The organism is Pseudomonas aestuarii (assembly GCF_027988105.1).
Classification (GTDB): domain Bacteria; phylum Pseudomonadota; class Gammaproteobacteria; order Pseudomonadales; family Pseudomonadaceae; genus Aquipseudomonas; species Aquipseudomonas aestuarii.
Genome location: NZ_JAQJZJ010000003.1, coordinates 243,437 through 260,786, shown reverse-complemented (window position 1 = coordinate 260,786; position 17,350 = coordinate 243,437). Strand labels below are relative to the sequence as shown.

Sequence of the window (17,350 nt, the reverse complement as noted above, 5' to 3'; positions counted from 1 at the left end):
TTGATCTTGATCAAACGTCGAACAGGAACAGCGGCCTAGCCTGACTTGCAAGTAGTCCGGCGAGGAAATCGGCATGCGCGTGGTACCGAGCATTTGCACGTTCTGCGGAGTGGGTTGCGGCCTTGGCCTGCGCGTCGAAGATGGCCGCGTCATCGGCGTCGAGCCCCAGCCCGGACACCCTGTCAGCCAGGGCCAACTCTGTTCCAAGGGCTGGGCCACCAGCTTCGCCATCGACCCGTACAAACGCCTGACCCAGCCGATGATCAAGGAGCATGGCCATTTTCGGCCGGCCAGTTGGGACGAGGCGCTGGGGCGGGTCGCCGAGGAATTCCGCAGCGCCCTGGATGAGCAAGGGCCCGCTGGCGTCGGCGTGATCAGTTGCGCCCGCGCCACCAACGAGGATAACTACGCCGCGCAGAAGTTCGCTCGCGCGGTGCTCAAGACCCACAACATCGATCACTGCGCGCGCATCTGTCACAGCCCCTCGGTGGCCGGCCTGGCGCGCACCCTTGGCTCCGGGGCGATGAGCAACAGCATTGCCGATATCGACCAGGCCGACCTGATCCTGGTCATCGGCGCCGATGTCACCGAGAACCACGCGATGATCGGCGCGCGCATGCTCCGCGCCCAGGCCCGTGGCGCCACCCTGGTGGTGGTCGATCCGCGCAAGACGCGCCTGGCGCGCCTGGCGGATATCCACCTGCAAGTGCGGCTGGGCAGCAATATCGCCCTGCTCAACGGCCTGTTGCAGATCATTTTCGCCAATGGCTGGGAGAACCGCGCCTTCATCGACAGCCGTTGCGAGGACATCCAGCCGCTGCGCCAGCATCTGGCCGGACTGACGCCGGAGCAGACCAGCGCCGCCACCGGCGTGACGGTGGCCGAGCTGCAGCGCCTGGCCTTTCTCTACAGCCACGCCAAGGCGGCGTTCACCGCCTATGGCATGGGCATCACCCAGTTCCAGAGCGGCACCAACAACGTCATCGCGGTCTCCAACCTGGTCCTGGTCTGCGGGCAGATCGGCCGGCCCGGCACCGGGATCAATCCGCTGCGCGGGCAAAACAATGTGCAGGGTGCCTGCGACATGGGCTGCCTGCCGAATGTGTACCCCGGCTACCAGGCGGTCAGCGATCCGGCGGTGCAGGCCAGGTTCGCCGCCGCCTGGGCCACCGAGTTGCCGCAGGCGCCGGGTCTGACCTCGCAGGGCATGCTCAAGGCGGCGCAGCATGGCGATTTTCGCGCGCTGATGATCATGGGCGAGGATCCGCTGCTGACCGATCCGGATCAGAATCAGGTGGCCCGCGCCTTCGCGGCCCTGGATTTTCTGGTGGTGGTCGAGCTCAGCCTGACCGAGACGGCCAAGTGTGCCGATGTGCTGCTGCCGGCCGCCGCGTTCGCCGAGAAGGACGGCACCTTCACCAACTGCGAGCGCCGCGTGCAGCGCATCCGCCAGGCCATCGCCGCGCCAGGACTGGCCCGCGGCGATTGGCAAATTCTGGCCGAACTGGCCGTGCGCCTGGGCTATCCAGGCATGGCCTGGGCCGATGCCGAGGCGCTGTTCGCGGAAATGGCGGCGCTCACACCGGCGTTTTCCGCGATCAGCTACCCGGCCCTGGACGCCAATCATGGCCTGCAATGGCCCTGTGATGCCGCTCACCCCCAGGGTTCGCCGATTCTCCACGAGCACTCCTTTCCGCTGGGGCGCGGGCGCCTGTTGCCGGTGACCCAGGTGCCGCCGGACGAATGCCCGGACGCCGAGTATCCGTTTGCCATGACCACCCACCGCCTGCATTTTCACTACGGCGGCGGTTCGATGACCCGCAAGTCGCCGCTGCTCGAGCGCGAGACGCCGGCCGGGCTGCTGTTCATGCACCCGGACGACGGGGAGACGCTGGGCCTGCTCAATCACCAGGGCGTGCGGGTGAGTTCGCGCCGCGGGTATCTGGAAACCCGGGTGCAGCTTACCGATGACGTGCCCGTGGGCACCCTGGCCATGCCCTACCACTTCCAGGAAGCCCCCTGTAACCGCCTGACCAACGACGCCCAGGATCCGATCAGCAAAATGCCCGAGCTGAAGGCCTGCGCAGTGCGGGTCGAGCCACTACCGCCCGACCAGGCGCCCAGTGCCCAGGCCGGTAGCCGCGAGGTCGATCATGCAAGCCTATAGCCTGGATCAACCGGAACGCCTGCGGGCCCATCTGGCACTGCAACACCACGTGTACGAAGTGCGCGGGGACGGCCAGGGCGGGCAACACTGGGAGCTGGTCAGCGCCCGCGATTTCACGGCATTCGAGCCTGCGGCCGAGCCACCGCCCTTTTCCGCCAAGAGTTTTTTCTTCGCCGAACGCGAGTTGCTGTTCCGCTTCGACGGGGGTCAGTTCTACTCGACGCTGCCTGCGGTGGAGCCTCAGGTGTTGTTCGGCCTGCATGCCTGCGACCTGCAGGCCGTGGCCTACCAGGATCGTTTCTTCGCCGAAGACCCGCATTACCAGGCGCGGCGTCAGGCCACCCTGTTGGTAGGCGTCGATTGCCTGCACAGCTGCGAGGGCGGTTTCTGCAGCATCGTCGGCAGCGGCCCGGCGGTGCGCGAGCAGCGTGCCGACCTGATCCTGGTGCCACGCCAGGACCACGCGACCGACTGGCTGCTGCTGGTCGCCAGTGAGGCCGGCCACGCCGCCTTGCGCGGCCTGCGCTTACCGGAGGCCACCGCTGACTGGCAAGCCGAGCGCAGCGCCAACCAGGTCTGCGTCGCCGAAGAACAGGGCCCGCAGCAGGAGATAGTCGACGGCATCGTGTCCCTGAATGCCGGGAAGATCGACGCCGAGACCTGGGAGGCGCTGGGGCTGCGCTGCCTGGGCTGTTCCGGTTGCACGACGGAGTGCCCGACCTGTTCCTGCTACGCCCCGCAGGATCGCCTCAATGCGCCAGCCAGCATGCAGCGCGAACGGGTCTGGGACTCCTGCCTGTACCAGGGCTTCCAGCAAGAGGCGAGTGGCCACAACCCCAGCGCCACCCCGGGGCAACGGGTGCAGCGTTTCTGGTCGCACAAGTTCGGCGATGGATTCAAAGCACAATTCGAGGCCTATGGCTGTGTCGGTTGCGGCCGCTGTGACCGGGTCTGCCCGGGCGGCATAGGCGTACATGGGGTCATGCAGCGGGTGGTCCACCATGATTGATCTGACTCCACGCAAACTGCTGTTGCTCGACCACTACGCGGACGGTGAAGAGGCGCGTCACTTCAGCTTGCGCATCGACAAACCATTGGCCGGCGATTTGGCGGTAATTCCCGGGCAATTCTTCATGCTCACGGTGCCCGGCTTCGGCGAAGCGCCGTTCACCTACCTCAGCCTGCCGGATCAGCAGGGGCGGTTCAACGCCCTGGTGCGGCGCATGGGCGCGCTTACCCAGGGCTTGTTCGAGCAACCGGTAGGCGCGGTGCTGGGTTATCGCGGCCCCTTCGGCAAGGGCTGGCCGTTGTTCTTCTGTGCGCATCGGGTGCTGGTTGTGGCGGGTGGCTGCGGCCTGGTGCCGTTGGCCGGGGTCATCGACGAAGCCAGTCAGCACCGCCTGCCGCTGCAGTTGAGCGTCATCTATGGCGCGCGCCACAGTGCCGCCCAGGTGCTGGGGCGCGAGCGCGAGCGCTGGCGGCAGACCTTGCGCTTCATGGAAACCTGCGACGAGGCCAAACCGCTCGAACGCCAGGGTTCGCCGCTGGATCACTTCGATGAACTGTTCGCCGCTGAGGCGCCTGAAGCGGTGCTCTGCTGTGGCCCCGAGGCGCTGATGCTGGCGACCGCCGAGGCGAGCCTGCAGCGCGGTATCGCCGCGCACAAGATCTGGTTGTCGCTGGAGCGGCGCATGCACTGTGCGGATGGCCTGTGCGGGCATTGCTACCTGGGCACCGAGTACGTCTGCAAGGACGGCCCGACCTACCGTTATGACCGCTATCTGCAAGTGCGGGGCGCCGGTTACCCAACAGCCACCAAGCAGGATCAGCGGCTCTGTTGAGTCGCCCTGGCAGTGAATCGGGGGAAGAAATCTATGCGACCGGCGATCATCGAAAAAACCGCAGCGCAGCTGCGGGTCAAGCCCAACTGGGATGACAGCCCCGAGGCCCGCGCAGCCTTCTCCTGGCAGGCCGAGGCCGAGGCGTTGGCCGGCCAGCCCGGCGGCGCCCTGAACCTGGCCTACGAGGCCGTCGACCGGCATGCCCAGGGCCGGCGCAGGCGCCATGTCGCGCTGCGCATCCTCGATCGCAATGGCGGCCATTGCTCGATCAGCTACGCGCAGCTGAGCAGCCTGAGCAACCGCTTCGCCAATGTCCTGCAGGGGCTGGGTGTCGGTGCCGGGGCGCGCTTGTTCGTGCTCTGCGAGCGCGGCCTGGAGCTGTACCTGGGGGTGCTGGGCGGCTTGAAGAACGGCTGCGTGGTGTCGCCACTGTTCTGCGCCTTCGGCCCCGAGCCGCTGGAAACCCGTCTGCGCCTGGGCGAGGGCAGCATATTGCTGACCAGCGAGACCCTCTATCGGCGCAAGATCGCCGCCATCCGCGAGCGCCTGCCGGCGCTCGAGCATGTGCTGCTGTACGACGAAAACGGCGCCAGCAGCACCCCGCCGGAGGGCACCCTGAGCCTGCACAAGCTGTTGGCCACGGCGGCGGAAGACTTCAGCATTGCCCCGACCACGGCCGACAGCCCGGCTTTGCTGCACTTCACCAGCGGTACCACCGGTACGCCCAAGGGCGCCTTGCACGTGCACGGCGCGGTGCTGACCCACTACGTCAGCGGCAAGTACGCCCTCGACCTGCACCCCAATGACATCTACTGGTGCAGCGCCGACCCCGGCTGGGTCACGGGGACCTCCTACGGCATTATCGCGCCGTTGCTGCTGGGTGTGACCAGCGTGGTCGACAGTGGCGAATTCGATGCCGAACGTTGGTACAGCATCCTCGAAAAGGAGAAGATCAGCGTCTGGTACACCGCCCCCACGGCCATTCGCATGTTGATGAAGGCCGGTCCGGAGTTGGCCCATCGGCATAATTTCGCCCACCTGCGCTTTATCGCCAGTGTCGGCGAGCCACTCAATCCGGAGGCCGTGTGGTGGGGGCAAGAGGTGCTCGGCCGGCCCATTCACGATAACTGGTGGCAGACTGAGACCGGCGGCATCATGATCGCCAATACACTGGCCATGCCGATCAAGCCCGGTTCCATGGGCAAACCGCTGCCCGGCGTCGAGGCGGCCATCGTCTCCCGGGGTGAAGACGGCAGCCTGCAGCTGCTGGCCGACGAGCAGGTCGGCGAACTGGCGTTGAAGCGGCCCTGGCCGGCGCTGTTTCGCACCTACCTGGGACAGGAGGAGCGCTACCGCCGCTGCTTCGTCGGCGACTGGTACCTGAGTGGCGACCTGGCGCGCCGCGATGCCGACGGCTACTACTGGTTCGTCGGTCGCGACGACGATGTGATCAAGTCGGCCGGGCACCTGATCGGCCCGTTCGAGGTGGAAAGCGCACTGCTGGAGCACCCGGCCGTGGCCGAGGCGGCGGTGATCGGCATCCCCGATGCGTTGCTCGGCGAGCGGGTCAAGGCCTTCGTTGCGCTGAAGAGCGGCTTCGTCGCCAGCCAGGCGCTGCACGACGAACTGCTCGGCCATGCACGCAAGCGTCTGGGCGCCACAGTGGCGCCCAAGGCGCTGGCATTCCTGCCGAGCCTGCCGCACACCCGTAGCGGCAAGCTCATGCGCCGCCTGCTCAAGGCCCGCGAACTGGGCCTGCCCGAGGGCGACACCTCGACCCTGGAGAGTCCGTCATGAGTGCGCCCGTGCCGTCCCCGCGCGACTTCGCCCTGGGCCTGCTGCGCGACATGCTGCGCATCCGCCGCCTCGAAGAACGCGCCGCCGAACTGTATGGGCAAGGCAAGATCCGTGGCTTTCTGCACCTGTATATCGGCGAGGAAGCGGTGGTGGTCGGCGCCCTGCATGCCCTGGCGCCCGACGATGCGGTGCTCGCCACCTACCGCGAGCATGGCCATGCGCTGATCCAGGGCGTGCCGATGACGCGGATCATGGCCGAGATGTACGGCAAGCAGGAAGGTTGCTCGCGCGGCCGCGGCGGCTCCATGCACCTGTTCGACGCCCGCACGCGCTTCTTCGGCGGCAACGCCATCGTCGCCGGCGGCCTGCCGCTGGCAGTCGGTCTGGCCCTGGCCGAACGCATGCAGGGCGGTAAGCGGCTTGCCGCCTGCTTCTTCGGCGAAGGCGCGATGGCCGAAGGGGCCTTCCACGAGGCGCTCAACCTGGCCGTGCTCTGGCAATTGCCGGTGCTGTTCTGCTGCGAGAACAACCTCTACGCCATGGGCACCGCCCTGGCGCGCTCGCAGTCGCAGACCGACCTGTGCGCCAAGGCCGCCGCCTACAAGATCGCCACCCAGGTGGTGGACGGCATGGACGTGGTCGCCGTGCACCAGGCCACCGGTGCGGCGGTCGAGCAGGTGCGCGCGGGGCAGGGACCCTATTTTCTCGAATACCAGACCTACCGCTTCCGCGCCCATTCGATGTTCGACCCGGAGCTGTACCGCGACAAGGCCGAAGTCGAGCAGTGGAAGAAGCGCGGCCCGATCCTCGCGTACAAGGCCCGGCTCAACGCCGAGGGCCTGCTCGACGAGGCGGGCCTGGCGGCACTCGAGGCCGAAGTGGAGCAGGAGGTGGAAGCCGCGGTGGCCTTCGCCGAGGCCGGCAGCCTGGAGCCGCAGGAGGACCTGTGCCGCGATGTCTACACGCCAGCGAATGCGCAGGGCACGCCATGAGCCAGCACACAACTTACCGCGAGGCGCTGCGCGAAGCCCTGCGCGAGGCAATGCTGCGTGATTCCCGGGTGTTCCTGATGGGCGAGGATGTAGGCCGCTATGGCGGCACCTATGCCGTGTCCAAGGGTTTGCTCGAGGAGTTCGGCGAGGCGCGTATCCGCGATACGCCCTTGTCCGAGCTGGGCTTCGTCGGTGCCGGCATCGGCGCGGCACTGGGCGGCATGCGACCGATCGTCGAGGTGATGACGGTGAACTTCAGCCTGCTCGCCCTCGACCCGATCATCAACACCGCCGCGACCCTGCGCCATATGTCCGGCGGCCAGTTCTCGGTACCGCTGGTGCTGCGCATGGCCACCGGCGCCGGCCGCCAGCTGGCGGCCCAGCACTCGCACAGCCTGGAGGGCTGGTACACGCATATTCCCGGCCTGAAGATCCTCGCCCCGGCGACCCTGGAGGACGCCCGCGGCATGCTCTGGCCGGCGTTGCAGGACCCCGATCCGGTGCTGATCTTCGAGCATGCCCAGTTGTACAACCTGGAGGGCGAGCTGAATCAGCACGCGCCTGTGGACATCTGCTCGGCGCGGGTGCGCCGTGAGGGCGGCGACCTGAGCCTGATCGCCTACGGCGGCACTCTCGGCAAGGCCCTGGCGGCGGCCGAGCAACTGGCCGGGGAGGGCATCGCCGCCGAGGTCATCGACCTGCGCGTGCTGCGCCCGCTGGACGATGCGACCATTCTCGCCTCGCTGCGCAAGACCCGGCGCGTGCTGGTGGTCGACGAAGGCTGGCGCAGCGGCAGCCTGGCCGCCGAGATCATCGCGCGGATCGTCGAGCAGGCGTTCTACGAGCTAGATGCGGCGCCGGCACGGGTGTGCAGCGCCGAAGTGCCGATCCCCTACGCCAAACACCTGGAACACGCCGCGCTGCCGCAGGTGCCGGCGATAGTCGCGGCGGCCCATGAGCTGTGTGGTTAGCCGGCAGCTTCCGCCAAGGCAGCACGGCGATCTGGGCGATGCGGCCCGGCTTGCGGCGAGTGGCAGCCCAGGGAGCGAAGAGGGCGCGAGGTAATCGTGGATTGCATGGGAGCGACGCATGATCGAGTTCAAACTGCCATCCCTCGGCGCCGACATGGACGAGGGCACGCTGCTGGAGTGGCGGATCCAGCCTGGCGATGCGGTCAAGCGCGGCCAGGTGATTGCCGTGGTCGATACCGCCAAGGCAGCAGTCGAGGTGGAGTGCTGGCAGGAAGGCGAAGTCTTCGAGCTGCTGATCGAGCCCGGTGCCAAGGTGCCGGTGGGCACGCCGATCGCCAGCTTGCTGGAGGCCGGGGAAAGCGCTGACACCGCGCGTCGCCAGCTGCCGCGACAGCCGGCGGCCGAGCCCGTTGCGCCCGTTGCGCCCGCGCCCGCGCTCGGCATACCGGTCGCGGGCGCGGCACCGGCCAGCCGGCCACGGGTGTCCCCGGCGGCGCGCAAGCGTGCCGGCGAACTGGGCCTGGACCCGACTGCGCTGACCGGCAGCGGACCGCATGGCGTGATCACCCTGGAAGACGTCGAAGCCGCCAGCCGGGCGCCGGCGCCAACCGGACGCGGCCCGAGCGAGCGCACGGCCGCCATGCGCCAGACCATCGCCGCAGCCATGAGCCGGTCAAAACGCGAGATCCCGCATTACTACCTCAGCGAAACCATCGCCCTGGGCGAGGCCATGGCCTGGCTGCAGACCCGCAATGCCCAGAGCACGCCGCAGGAGCGCCTACTACCGGGCGTGCTGCTGCTCAAGGCGGTGGCGCTGGCACTGCGCGAGTACCCGCAGCTCAATGGTTTCTGGCGCGAGGGTGGCTTCCAGCCGGCCGCCGACATTCACCTCGGCATGGCCATCGCCCTGCGCCAAGGCGGGCTGATCGCGCCGGCGCTGCACGCGGTCGCCGACAAACCGCTGGAACAACTGATGGGCGAAGTCACCGATCTGGTGCAGCGCGCCCGCAACGGCTCGCTGCGCAGCTCCGAACTGAGCGATGCCAGCCTGACCGTCACCCAGCTCGGCGATCAGGGCGTGGACAGCGTGTTCGGGGTGATCTATCCGCCCCAGGTGGCCCTGGTCGGCTTCGGTCGCATCGCCGAGCGGCCCTGGGTCGAGGACGGCCAGCTCTGCGTGATGCCCTGCGTGGTCGCCAGCCTGGCCGCCGACCACCGGGTCAGCGACGGTCACTATGGCGCGCGCTTTCTCGGCGAAGTGCGGCGTCTGTTACAGCAACCCAAGAGCCTCTGAGGAGCACGGCAATGGATCGACAACAGTTGCGCCAGCAGGTGCTGCAAGAGTTGCAGCACATCGCGCCGGAACTCGAGCCCGAGGCGTTGCGCAGCGACCGCCCGCTACGCGACGAGGTCGATCTCGACTCGATGGACTGGCTGCGCTTTCTCGGCGCCTTGCACCGGCGCCTGGGCGTGAATATTCCCGAGTCCGACTACCACAAGCTGGACAGTCTCGATGCGCTGATTGCCTACCTGGAGCCGCATCTGACCTAGCAGGCGCAACGCCTTCGTCGCCGCGGACGACAACAGGACCGTCGGGGCGCTTGCCAGCTGGGATGGGACCTGGTGTCGCGACCGATGCCCTTATGGCGTCGGAGAACACCCTGCGGCATCCGCCAGGAGCGCCTGCTGCGTGCGCTCATCGCGGCGAAGTCGTCGAGCGTTCGCTCAGGGGGCACCAAGGCCCCCCAGCCGCGCGACCGCGGGTTCAGTCACGTTGCCAGTGGATGCTGACGTGGGTCTGGTCATCGTCGTAGTGGTATTGGGTCTGGCCTTTGTAGGCGGAATCGAGGGCGTGGCCGATGCGGTTGGCCAGATGGATACCGGTGGTGGTGACCTGCACGACATCATCCTGGGTCGTCACCTCGAGCAGGCGCTCCATGGCGTGCTCGGCCTTCTCCAGCCGTTCGGTGTTGTGGATCAGGTTGAGGATTTCGTCGTGATGGGCCTTCAAGAACGCCCCTGACAAGGTCAGGGTCCCCGCCGGGACCTTGTCTTCAATGCGTCGGCAGGCCGGACAGACAACCTCCGTCACGTCGCCGGAGAGGCGGGTTTGTGGGGTTTGCCAGGCCCAGCTGCCGGCCTGATAGAGCGCATCGCACCTGGGGCAGAGGGCGGTGCCGGCACTGCGAGGGCTTAGGGTCGGATCGTGGCGCTGGGGATTGAACAGCTTGTTTTTCTGACTCTGCTGGTACTTGTCCATGACATTCTCCGCGACGCAAAAAACAGTGGACTAAAAGGTTTGCTGGCCAGCTTCGACAAGCAGGCACCTGCTATCTGTTTGCACTGCTTTGCGCCGCTGCATCTTGATGTACATCAAAGCCGATTGCCGCTGGCGCGACCGCACCAGCAGCGCTGACCAACGGTGCGTTGCAGGACGCGGAGGAGGGCCCGCAGTCAGCCGCCGTGGCGCAGCACCTCGATGCGAAACGCCTGCTCGTAGGGCGGCACGTTGCATTCGATGATGTCGCCGGGGGCGATCTGCAGGCGTACGCCGACGATATCGGCATGCACCGGTTGGCTGCAGACGCAGCGATCGACCAACACCGCCGCCCGCACCCGCTGGGCACCGAGACGCGCCAGGTAGGCGCAGGTGCGCAACAGCGAGTGGCCTTCATAGAGCACATCATCGACCACCAGCAGGGTGGTGCCGGACAAGTCCAGCGCGGCCAGTTCGGCGCTCTCGGTCAATGCCGTTTGCGCATGCAGCAGGCTGAGGTCATCGGCGTAGCGCTTGACCTTGAGCGCATACAGCGGCAATTCGGCTTGCCCGGTGAGCTGCGCCAGCTGCTGTTGCAGCAGGCGGGCCAGGGGCTCGCCACGGCGTAGAATGCCGACCAGGGCACTCTGCCCGGGCGGCAACAGGGCCACGGCCTGGATGGCCATGGCACGCACGATGGCGTCGAGTTCTGCGCTGGTGTACAGGCATAGCCGCTGCCCGGCGGGTTTAGTCGGCATGCTGTTGGTCTCCCTCTAAACGCGGGGACGGGCGGGGCCGTAGCGCCGGGAATTCGTCGGGGGTCAGGGTTTCCTTTTCCAGCAGCAGCTGCGCACCTTGTTCCAGGTCGGCGCGACGACTCTGCAGCAGCGCCTTGGCCCGCGTATAGGCACCATCGATCAGGGCTCTGATGCTCAGGTCGACCTCGCGCGCGGTCTCTTCCGAGTAGTCCTTCTCGCGCAGGCTGATCGCCTGTTCGCCCAGGTAGCTGGCGCTTTGATGCTCCAGCACGGCCTGGCCGAGTTCGCTCGTCATGCCGAAGCGGGTGACGATCTGCCGGGCGATGTCGGTGACCTTGGCCAGGTCGTCGGCGGCGCCGGTGGATATCTCCTTGAAGATCAGGTCTTCCGCCGCCCGCCCGGCGAGCAGCACGACCATGCGATTTTTCAGTTCCGCCAGGGTGATCAGGAAACGATCCTCGGTAGGCCGCTGCAGGGTGTAGCCGAGGGCACCGACCGAGCGCGGGATGATCGACACCTTGTGCACCGGATCCATGCCCGCCAGGCTGGCCGCGGCCAGGGCGTGGCCCATTTCATGGTGGGCCACCACCTCGCGCTCGTGGGGCTGGAGCAGGCGGCCGCGGCGTTCGCTGCCGACCACGATGCGCTCCACCGCGGCGGTGAAGTCGTCCATGCTCACCGCATCGGCGCCGCGGCGGGTGGCGAGGATGGCCGCCTCGTTGATCAGGTTGGCCAGGTCGGCGCCGGAGAAGCCGGTGGTGATCCCGGCGATGCGATCCATATCGAGGTCGGCGGTGATCTGGATGCGCTTGGCATGCACCTTGAGAATGGCCAGCCGACCGCGCCGGTCGGGGCGGTCGATGACGATCTGGCGGTCGAAACGGCCGGCGCGCAGCAGGGCCGGGTCGAGCACTTCCGGACGGTTGGTGGCGGCCAGCAGGACCACGCCTTCGCGCGGGTCGAAACCGTCCAGTTCGGCGAGCAGCTGGTTGAGGGTCTGCTCCTTCTCGTCGTTGCCGCCAAAGGCGCCGACCCCGCGCGCCTTGCCCAGGGCGTCGAGTTCGTCGATGAAGATGATGCAGGGTGCCGACTTGCGTGCCTGTTCGAACAGGTCACGGACCCGCGCGGCGCCGACGCCGACGAACATCTCGACGAATTCCGAGCCGGAGATGGAGAAGAAGGGCACGCTGGCCTCGCCGGCCACCGCCTTGGCCACCAGGGTCTTGCCGGTGCCGGGCGGGCCGACCAGCAGGATGCCCTTGGGAATCCGCGCGCCAAGGCGGCTGTACTTGGGCTGGTCCTTGAGGAAGGACACCACTTCGAGCAGCTCGGCCTTGGCTTCGTCAATCCCGGCCACATCCTCGAAGGTCACCCCGGTATCGCGCTGGACGAAAATCTTGGCCCTGGACTTGCCGACGTTGACCATACCGCCGAATCCCTGTTTCTCGGCCAGACGACGAAACAGGAACGACCAGAGGGCGAAGATCAGAATAAAGGGTAACAGCCAGCTCAGCAGGTTGCTGATCAGCCCGCCTTGGCGGGTGCCACTGAAGGTCACATGCGACTGCGCCAGGGCTTCGGCCAGTTCGGGTTCAACCCGCACGGTGACAAATTGGCTGTGGTCGTTGATCGGTTCCTTGAGGTTGCCGCTGATCTGCTGCTGCTCGATGCGCAAGTCGCTGAGTTTCTCCTCCTTGAGCAGGCGCATGAACTCGCTGTAGGGCAGGGGTTCGACCACGCTTCGCGCCGCCCACCAGTCCTGGAACACCAGAAGCAGGCTGAAGGCGACGAGAAAGAACCAGAGGTTCCATTGCTGCTGCTTTTCCATGAGGCCTGTCCTCGCGGGAAGGTTCGAGGTTAGGTGTAACCCTGGCGGCCGGACGCGGTATTGATGCTCATCAACCCGCTGTCGCCGCTAAACTAAAAAAAGGATAGAGCAGGCTGGAGGTGAACCATGGCTATCCGCGACGGTTTTATCGGAACCATTGGCGACACGCCGCTGATTCGCCTCGGCAAGCTGAGCGCCGAGACCGGTTGCGAGATCCTGGCCAAGGCCGAGTTTCTCAACCCCGGCGGCTCGGTGAAAGACCGCACGGCCCTGGGCATCATCGAAGACGCCGAACACAGTGGCCGCCTGGGGCCGGGCGGTACGGTGGTCGAAGGCACCGCCGGCAACACCGGCATCGGCCTGGCGCATATCTGTGCGGCGCGGGGTTATCGCTGCATCATCGTGATCCCGGATAACCAATCGCGCGAGAAGTTCGACCGGCTGCGCCAACTGGGCGCCGAGGTGCGTACGGTAGCGCCCAAGCCCTACAGCGACCCGGACAATTACCAGAAGGTGGCCGGGCGTCTGGCCGCCACATTGCCGGGGGCGATCTGGGCCAACCAGTTCGACAATACCGCCAATCGCGACGTGCATTACCGAACCACCGGGGCGGAAATCTGGCGCGATAGCGAGGGCCGGGTGGATGCATTCGTCTGTGCGGTCGGCACCGGCGGCACCCTGGGCGGCGTGGCGCGCTATCTCAAGGAGCGCAAGCCGGCGGTGCGCATCGTCCTGGCCGACCCCATGGGCAGTGCCCTCTATCATTGGGTGCTGGACGGTGAATTGCGCGCCGAGGGCAAGTCGATCACCGAAGGCATCGGCACCAGTCGGGTGACCGCCAATCTGCAAGACACACCGATCGACTCGGCGCTGCAGGTGGACGATCAGCAGTGCGTGGACATGCTGTATCGCCTGCTGCACGAGGAAGGCTTGTTCGTCGGCGGCTCGAGTGGCATCAACCTCTGCGCGGCGCGCCAGCTCGCCCTGGAACTGGGGCCAGGACACTGCGTTGTGAGCTTGTTGTGCGACCGCGGCGGGCTCTACGCCGCACGCCTGTTCAATCGCGACTGGCTGCACGAAGCCGGGCTGCAACCACCGGCCTGAGCGAGTGGGCGGCGTCAATCGGGGTCTGTCTGCTGCATCAGCAGCGCTGTCAGCAGGGCGTACATGCTGCGCCAGTGCGTGCCTTGCCAGTACACACGGTGACAGCCGGGGCATTGCATGAACTGTGAATAGCTGTAGCCGATGCGGCTGGGTAACCGCTCGCGGGCTTCTTGCACATCGATGCCGTGCAACGGCAGGTTGCAATGCAGGCAGCGGCTGAACGGCTTGCTGCTGGGCGCCAGATCGAGCCGCTCGCACAGTTCGCGCAACTGCTCGGCGGGTTTGCGCGCATGCACGTAGCAGCCGTGACTGACCCGCCGGCGCTTGAGCAACTCGCGGTCGCGGGTGAGTATGATGCGCTGCTCGTGCGCGGCCATTTCGACAATCTGCAGATCGTCGAAATGGTTGTCGTAGAGCGTGTCGAAACCGGCCATGCGCAGCAGCCTGGCCAAACCGCCGAGGTGGGCATCGGCGATGAAGCGCAAGACCCGCAATGGCTGCGCTCGCACCTTGAGCAGGGTGCTGATGTCCAGGCGTTCGAACTTGGGGTAGACCGCCACCCGGTCGCCGTCCGCCAATAACCGCTCGAAGCCTACCGACTCGCCGTTGACCAGCAGCAGTTCGACCTCGGTGTGAGGCACGCCGAGGGCCTCGATCATGTGCTTGGTGGTGGCCGCGCGGGCGCACAGGCAGTCGAATTCCCGGCGCCGACGCTCGGCCGGGAGGAAGTCATTGAGCTCCTCGTAGAAGCGAAAAGTCGCGCGAACCATGAATCAAGCATAGCTCTCAGAGGTACTGAACATTGCGAGCAGCCATCGCCGGGCTGACTTGCGTCCTGTGGCAGCGGTCGCCGCGGGCGCAAGCTTTGATCGAGCGTTTACGGGGCGCGGAAGTTCTTGAATTGCCAGGGATCGTCCGGGTCGAGGTCCTCGGGAAACAAGCCGCTGTAGTGCTTCAGTGGGGTCCAGTCGCTGTATACCCCGGCAACCTCGCCGAGATAGGGCCGACACAGCTGGAGGATCGCCGTGTGGGGCATTTCGTCCGGCTCGACGATGCCGCGCCAGGGGTGCTGGATAGCCCAGATCACCCCGGCCATCACCGCGCTGGTGACCTGCATGCTGGTGGCGTTGTTTTCCGGGCACAGTGTCCGGGCCTGCTGGATGCTCAGGCGCGAGCCGTACCAGTAGGCGCCGCGCGGGTGGCCCATGAGCAGCACACCGAGGGCATCCACGCCGTCGCTGATATCTTGCTCGAGCAGACGCTGGCGCCGCTGTGCGTGCCAGTTGCGTCCGGCCAGTTCATGCAACGAGAGCACCGCCGCATCGCAGGGGTGATAGGCATAGAGCACCGTGGGGCGGTACTCGGGGGCGAGCGGATCGCCGAGGGTCAAATAGTCGGCGATGGCAATGGATTCGCTGTGCGTAATGAGAAAACCCAGTTGCGGTCCGGCCAGCGGCGTCCAGCTGCGCACCCGGGTGGCCGCCCCGGGGCGAGTCAGGTAGAGGGCGGCCTGGCAGCCGAAGACATGCCGCGCGGCGTCTTCAGGGAGGTAGCGCTCATGACTACCCCAGCCCAGTTCGGCCGGTTGGCAGGCTTCACTGAGAAATCCGGGTACCGACCAGGTATTGACGAACTCGCCAGCGGCCTTGGGTTCGGGGCCGAACTGGGTGTCGCGCTCGGCGATATGGATAGTGCACACGCCAAGGGCTTGCGCCAGCCGCGCCCAGTCCTCGCGCGAGGTCGGCGGCGTTGCGCTCAGGTCGCTGTCGGCGGCCAGTTCGAGCAACGCCTGCTTGAGCAAATGGGAAATCAGGCCCGGATTGGCGCCATGGGTCAGCACTGCCGTGGGCTGTTTGCCCCGCTTGCCGCGCAGGGCCAGTACGGCTTCGCGCAGGGCGTAGTTGGAGCGTTGCGAGAGCGACAGCGACGGGTCGTCATAACCGCCGGCCCAGGGTTCGGTGCAGGTGTCCAGATACAGCGCGCCACGCTCGCGGCACAGGCCGATCAACGCCAGGCTGGAGACATCTACCGAGAGGTTGAGGAGAAAGTCGCCCGCCGTGAGTCGCGGCTCCAGCACCTGTCGATAGTTGTCCCGGGTCAACTCGAAATGCACCTGGGTAACCCCGTGTTCCCGGGCCAGCGCCTGCCCCCAGTGATCGGCGCTGATGATCAGCAGTTGCTCGGGGTTGAGCTCGATATGCCGCAACAAGAGCGGCAATACCCCCTGGCCGATGCAGCCGAAACCGAGCATGACCAGGCGGCCGGCGAAGCGCTGTTTGGCAGGCGGCATGAGCATGTCGGCTCTCCACGTATTGCTGCGCCAAGGAACACGCAGTAAAGGCGAAGACTGGCTGCTCAATGCGATGGCGCAGGAATATGGCAAGCCAGGCCTCTAATCTCAGCTTAGGGGCGCATGCGTCCACCCCGGCATGATGTGGATCAAGCTTTCTGCCCTGGCAGGTCAGAACAGTGCGCTGGCGATAGTGAAGTAGATCAGCACCGAAAACAGATCCTGGATCACCGTAGCCAATGGCCCGCTGCCGAATGCCGGATCGAGGGCAAAGCTGTTCAACAACCAAGGCAGGGTCATGGCTGCCAGGGTTGCCGTGGCGCAGGTGGCGAACACCGAAAGCCCAATGCACAAGGCCATCTCGGGGCTGCCCCAGCGCCACCACACCAGCGGGCCGGCGACCAGGGCCAGCGCCAAACCGATAGCCAGGCCAACCTGCAGTTCGCGGCCAATCATCTGGCGCATTCCAACCCCGACCGAAAGACCGCGCACCACCACGGTTTCAGTCTGGGTACCGACGGCATCGGCCAGATAAACGATTCCCGGGATGAAGAAGGCCAGGATGATCTTGCTCTGCAATTGCGCCTCGAACTGCCCAACGAAATCTGCAGCCAGGAACGCTCCGAAAAGCCCCACCAATAACCATGGGATACGATGGCGAAAGCGCCGCCGCACCGGTTCCTCGCTGGTGCTGCGGGCGGCCTCGGCGCCCTTGATAAAGCCGCCGAGGCGCGACAGATCTTCCTCATGCTCCGAAAGCAGGACCGCCAGCAGGCGGTGGGGCGAAATCACCCCAACCAGGCAGCCTTGAGCATCGACCACGGTCAACGCTGACTCCTCATGGTTCACGGCACGCCAGGCGGCAATTTCCTGATCGATACCGGGCGCGACTATGGGCGCCTGAGCGTCCATCAAGTCTGCCAGGGTGATGTCCGCCGGTGCACTGAGCAGGTCTTCGATCCTCACCAGGCCGAGAAAGTAGCCATCTTCACAGACCATGATGTGGCTTGCGCACTCGTAGCGCTGGCCAATCATCCCCAGGCGCGCCGCGTCGACGGTGCAGTCCGGCGTAAACAACGGAACTCGGGAGGTGGCCTGCTGCGCCGCCGTTTCGAAGCTGGTGTGGGCAGTTGTTTGATGCGACATGGCGATCTCCTGACGCAGGGCCATGCCGCGTGAATAGCGCTGACCAAAGCAGCAAGGCTGTCTGGACTATAGCTCTGGCCGCTTGACTCGGAATGACCCAGGGCTGAGCCAGGCTGGCGCATGGCCGGGAAAAGCCAGTCGTCGCGCCCCCATGCTGGCAGCTTGGGGGCGCACGCTTGCCAACTGCCAAGCAGCGCTG

At 66.3% G+C, this 17,350-nt stretch carries 15 protein-coding genes; 9 read left to right on the top strand and 6 right to left on the bottom strand.

Annotated features, from left to right (window positions below; all coding sequences use genetic code 11):
* Positions 1–73 precede the first annotated feature (73 nt).
* The 8 genes from fdhF (at position 74) to PH586_RS08125 (ending at position 9,319) form a co-directional block, all read left to right on the top strand.
* Positions 74–2,167: a formate dehydrogenase subunit alpha gene (gene fdhF, locus PH586_RS08160; RefSeq protein ID WP_271347262.1), complete on the top strand. Its 2,094-nt coding sequence runs from the start codon at positions 74–76 to the stop codon at positions 2,165–2,167.
* Positions 2,154–3,176 carry a 4Fe-4S dicluster domain-containing protein gene (locus PH586_RS08155; protein ID WP_271347261.1) on the top strand — a complete coding sequence of 341 codons (1,023 nt, stop codon included), beginning with the start codon at positions 2,154–2,156 and terminating at the stop codon, positions 3,174–3,176. Before fdhF ends, PH586_RS08155 begins: the two co-directional genes overlap by 14 nt.
* Positions 3,169–4,008, top strand: a complete 840-nt coding sequence (locus PH586_RS08150) for an FAD/NAD(P)-binding protein (protein WP_271347260.1) — start codon at positions 3,169–3,171, stop codon at positions 4,006–4,008. Before PH586_RS08155 ends, PH586_RS08150 begins: the two co-directional genes overlap by 8 nt.
* A 33-nt stretch (positions 4,009–4,041) precedes the next feature.
* Positions 4,042–5,805, top strand: coding sequence for an acetate--CoA ligase (acsA, locus tag PH586_RS08145; protein ID WP_271347259.1), 1,764 nt, complete (start codon positions 4,042–4,044; stop codon positions 5,803–5,805).
* Entirely contained in the window at positions 5,802–6,797 is a 996-nt protein-coding gene (gene pdhA, locus PH586_RS08140) for a pyruvate dehydrogenase (acetyl-transferring) E1 component subunit alpha (RefSeq protein ID WP_271347258.1), read from the top strand. Before acsA ends, pdhA begins: the two co-directional genes overlap by 4 nt.
* The gene (locus PH586_RS08135) at positions 6,794–7,768 is read left to right on the top strand and encodes an alpha-ketoacid dehydrogenase subunit beta (RefSeq protein ID WP_271347257.1); all 975 of its coding nucleotides are present in this window, start codon (positions 6,794–6,796) and stop codon (positions 7,766–7,768) included. The genes pdhA and PH586_RS08135 overlap by 4 nt, the downstream gene beginning before the upstream one ends.
* A 118-nt stretch (positions 7,769–7,886) precedes the next feature.
* Positions 7,887–9,062 (top strand): dihydrolipoamide acetyltransferase family protein, encoded by a 1,176-nt coding sequence (locus tag PH586_RS08130; protein ID WP_271347256.1) that lies wholly within the window; start codon positions 7,887–7,889, stop codon positions 9,060–9,062.
* 11 nt (positions 9,063–9,073) lie between these two features.
* A complete protein-coding gene (locus PH586_RS08125; protein WP_271347255.1) occupies positions 9,074–9,319 on the top strand; it encodes an acyl carrier protein in 246 nt (81 codons plus the stop codon).
* Between the two features lie 214 nt (positions 9,320–9,533).
* Here PH586_RS08125 and PH586_RS08120 read toward each other — a convergent pair whose 3' ends face one another.
* The 3 genes from PH586_RS08120 to ftsH form a co-directional block, all read right to left on the bottom strand.
* Positions 9,534–10,028, bottom strand: coding sequence for a BCAM0308 family protein (locus PH586_RS08120; protein WP_271347254.1), 495 nt, complete (start codon positions 10,026–10,028; stop codon positions 9,534–9,536).
* Positions 10,029–10,222: 194 nt separating this feature from the next.
* Positions 10,223–10,783 (bottom strand): phosphoribosyltransferase family protein, encoded by a 561-nt coding sequence (locus PH586_RS08115; protein ID WP_271347253.1) that lies wholly within the window; start codon positions 10,781–10,783, stop codon positions 10,223–10,225.
* Entirely contained in the window at positions 10,773–12,611 is a 1,839-nt protein-coding gene (gene ftsH / locus PH586_RS08110; RefSeq protein WP_271347252.1) for an ATP-dependent zinc metalloprotease FtsH, read from the bottom strand. The genes PH586_RS08115 and ftsH overlap by 11 nt, the downstream gene beginning before the upstream one ends.
* Positions 12,612–12,737: 126 nt before the next feature.
* Between ftsH and PH586_RS08105 the strand changes: the two genes are divergently transcribed.
* A complete protein-coding gene (locus PH586_RS08105) occupies positions 12,738–13,715 on the top strand; it encodes a cysteine synthase A (RefSeq protein WP_271347251.1) in 978 nt (325 codons plus the stop codon).
* Positions 13,716–13,729: 14 nt separating this feature from the next.
* On the opposite strand, the gene PH586_RS08100 is transcribed toward PH586_RS08105, so the two are convergent.
* From PH586_RS08100 to PH586_RS08090, 3 genes are all read right to left on the bottom strand, one after another.
* Complete coding sequence (locus PH586_RS08100) at positions 13,730–14,485, bottom strand: Mut7-C RNAse domain-containing protein (protein ID WP_271347250.1); 756 nt, start codon at positions 14,483–14,485, stop codon at positions 13,730–13,732.
* 107 nt (positions 14,486–14,592) lie between these two features.
* Entirely contained in the window at positions 14,593–16,011 is a 1,419-nt protein-coding gene (locus PH586_RS08095) for a homospermidine synthase (RefSeq protein ID WP_271347249.1), read from the bottom strand.
* A gap of 165 nt (positions 16,012–16,176) precedes the next feature.
* Entirely contained in the window at positions 16,177–17,151 is a 975-nt protein-coding gene (locus PH586_RS08090; RefSeq protein WP_271347248.1) for a magnesium transporter, read from the bottom strand.
* Positions 17,152–17,350: the final 199 nt, after the last annotated feature.

Bases quoted from the DNA above. Each gene is read 5' to 3' on its own strand.
- PH586_RS08105 (WP_271347251.1), top strand. From the start codon at position 12,738: ATGGCTATCCGCGACGGTTTTATCGGAACCATTGGCGACACGCCGCTG.
- PH586_RS08120 (WP_271347254.1), bottom strand. From the start codon at position 10,028: ATGGACAAGTACCAGCAGAGTCAGAAAAACAAGCTGTTCAATCCCCAG.
- PH586_RS08150 (WP_271347260.1), top strand. From the start codon at position 3,169: ATGATTGATCTGACTCCACGCAAACTGCTGTTGCTCGACCACTACGCG.
- PH586_RS08095 (WP_271347249.1), bottom strand. From the start codon at position 16,011: ATGCTCATGCCGCCTGCCAAACAGCGCTTCGCCGGCCGCCTGGTCATG.
- PH586_RS08100 (WP_271347250.1), bottom strand. From the start codon at position 14,485: ATGGTTCGCGCGACTTTTCGCTTCTACGAGGAGCTCAATGACTTCCTC.
- acsA (WP_271347259.1), top strand. From the start codon at position 4,042: ATGCGACCGGCGATCATCGAAAAAACCGCAGCGCAGCTGCGGGTCAAG.
- pdhA (WP_271347258.1), top strand. From the start codon at position 5,802: ATGAGTGCGCCCGTGCCGTCCCCGCGCGACTTCGCCCTGGGCCTGCTG.
- fdhF (WP_271347262.1), top strand. From the start codon at position 74: ATGCGCGTGGTACCGAGCATTTGCACGTTCTGCGGAGTGGGTTGCGGC.
- PH586_RS08115 (WP_271347253.1), bottom strand. From the start codon at position 10,783: ATGCCGACTAAACCCGCCGGGCAGCGGCTATGCCTGTACACCAGCGCA.
- PH586_RS08125 (WP_271347255.1), top strand. From the start codon at position 9,074: ATGGATCGACAACAGTTGCGCCAGCAGGTGCTGCAAGAGTTGCAGCAC.
- PH586_RS08090 (WP_271347248.1), bottom strand. From the start codon at position 17,151: ATGTCGCATCAAACAACTGCCCACACCAGCTTCGAAACGGCGGCGCAG.
- PH586_RS08130 (WP_271347256.1), top strand. From the start codon at position 7,887: ATGATCGAGTTCAAACTGCCATCCCTCGGCGCCGACATGGACGAGGGC.
- ftsH (WP_271347252.1), bottom strand. From the start codon at position 12,611: ATGGAAAAGCAGCAGCAATGGAACCTCTGGTTCTTTCTCGTCGCCTTC.
- PH586_RS08135 (WP_271347257.1), top strand. From the start codon at position 6,794: ATGAGCCAGCACACAACTTACCGCGAGGCGCTGCGCGAAGCCCTGCGC.
- PH586_RS08155 (WP_271347261.1), top strand. From the start codon at position 2,154: ATGCAAGCCTATAGCCTGGATCAACCGGAACGCCTGCGGGCCCATCTG.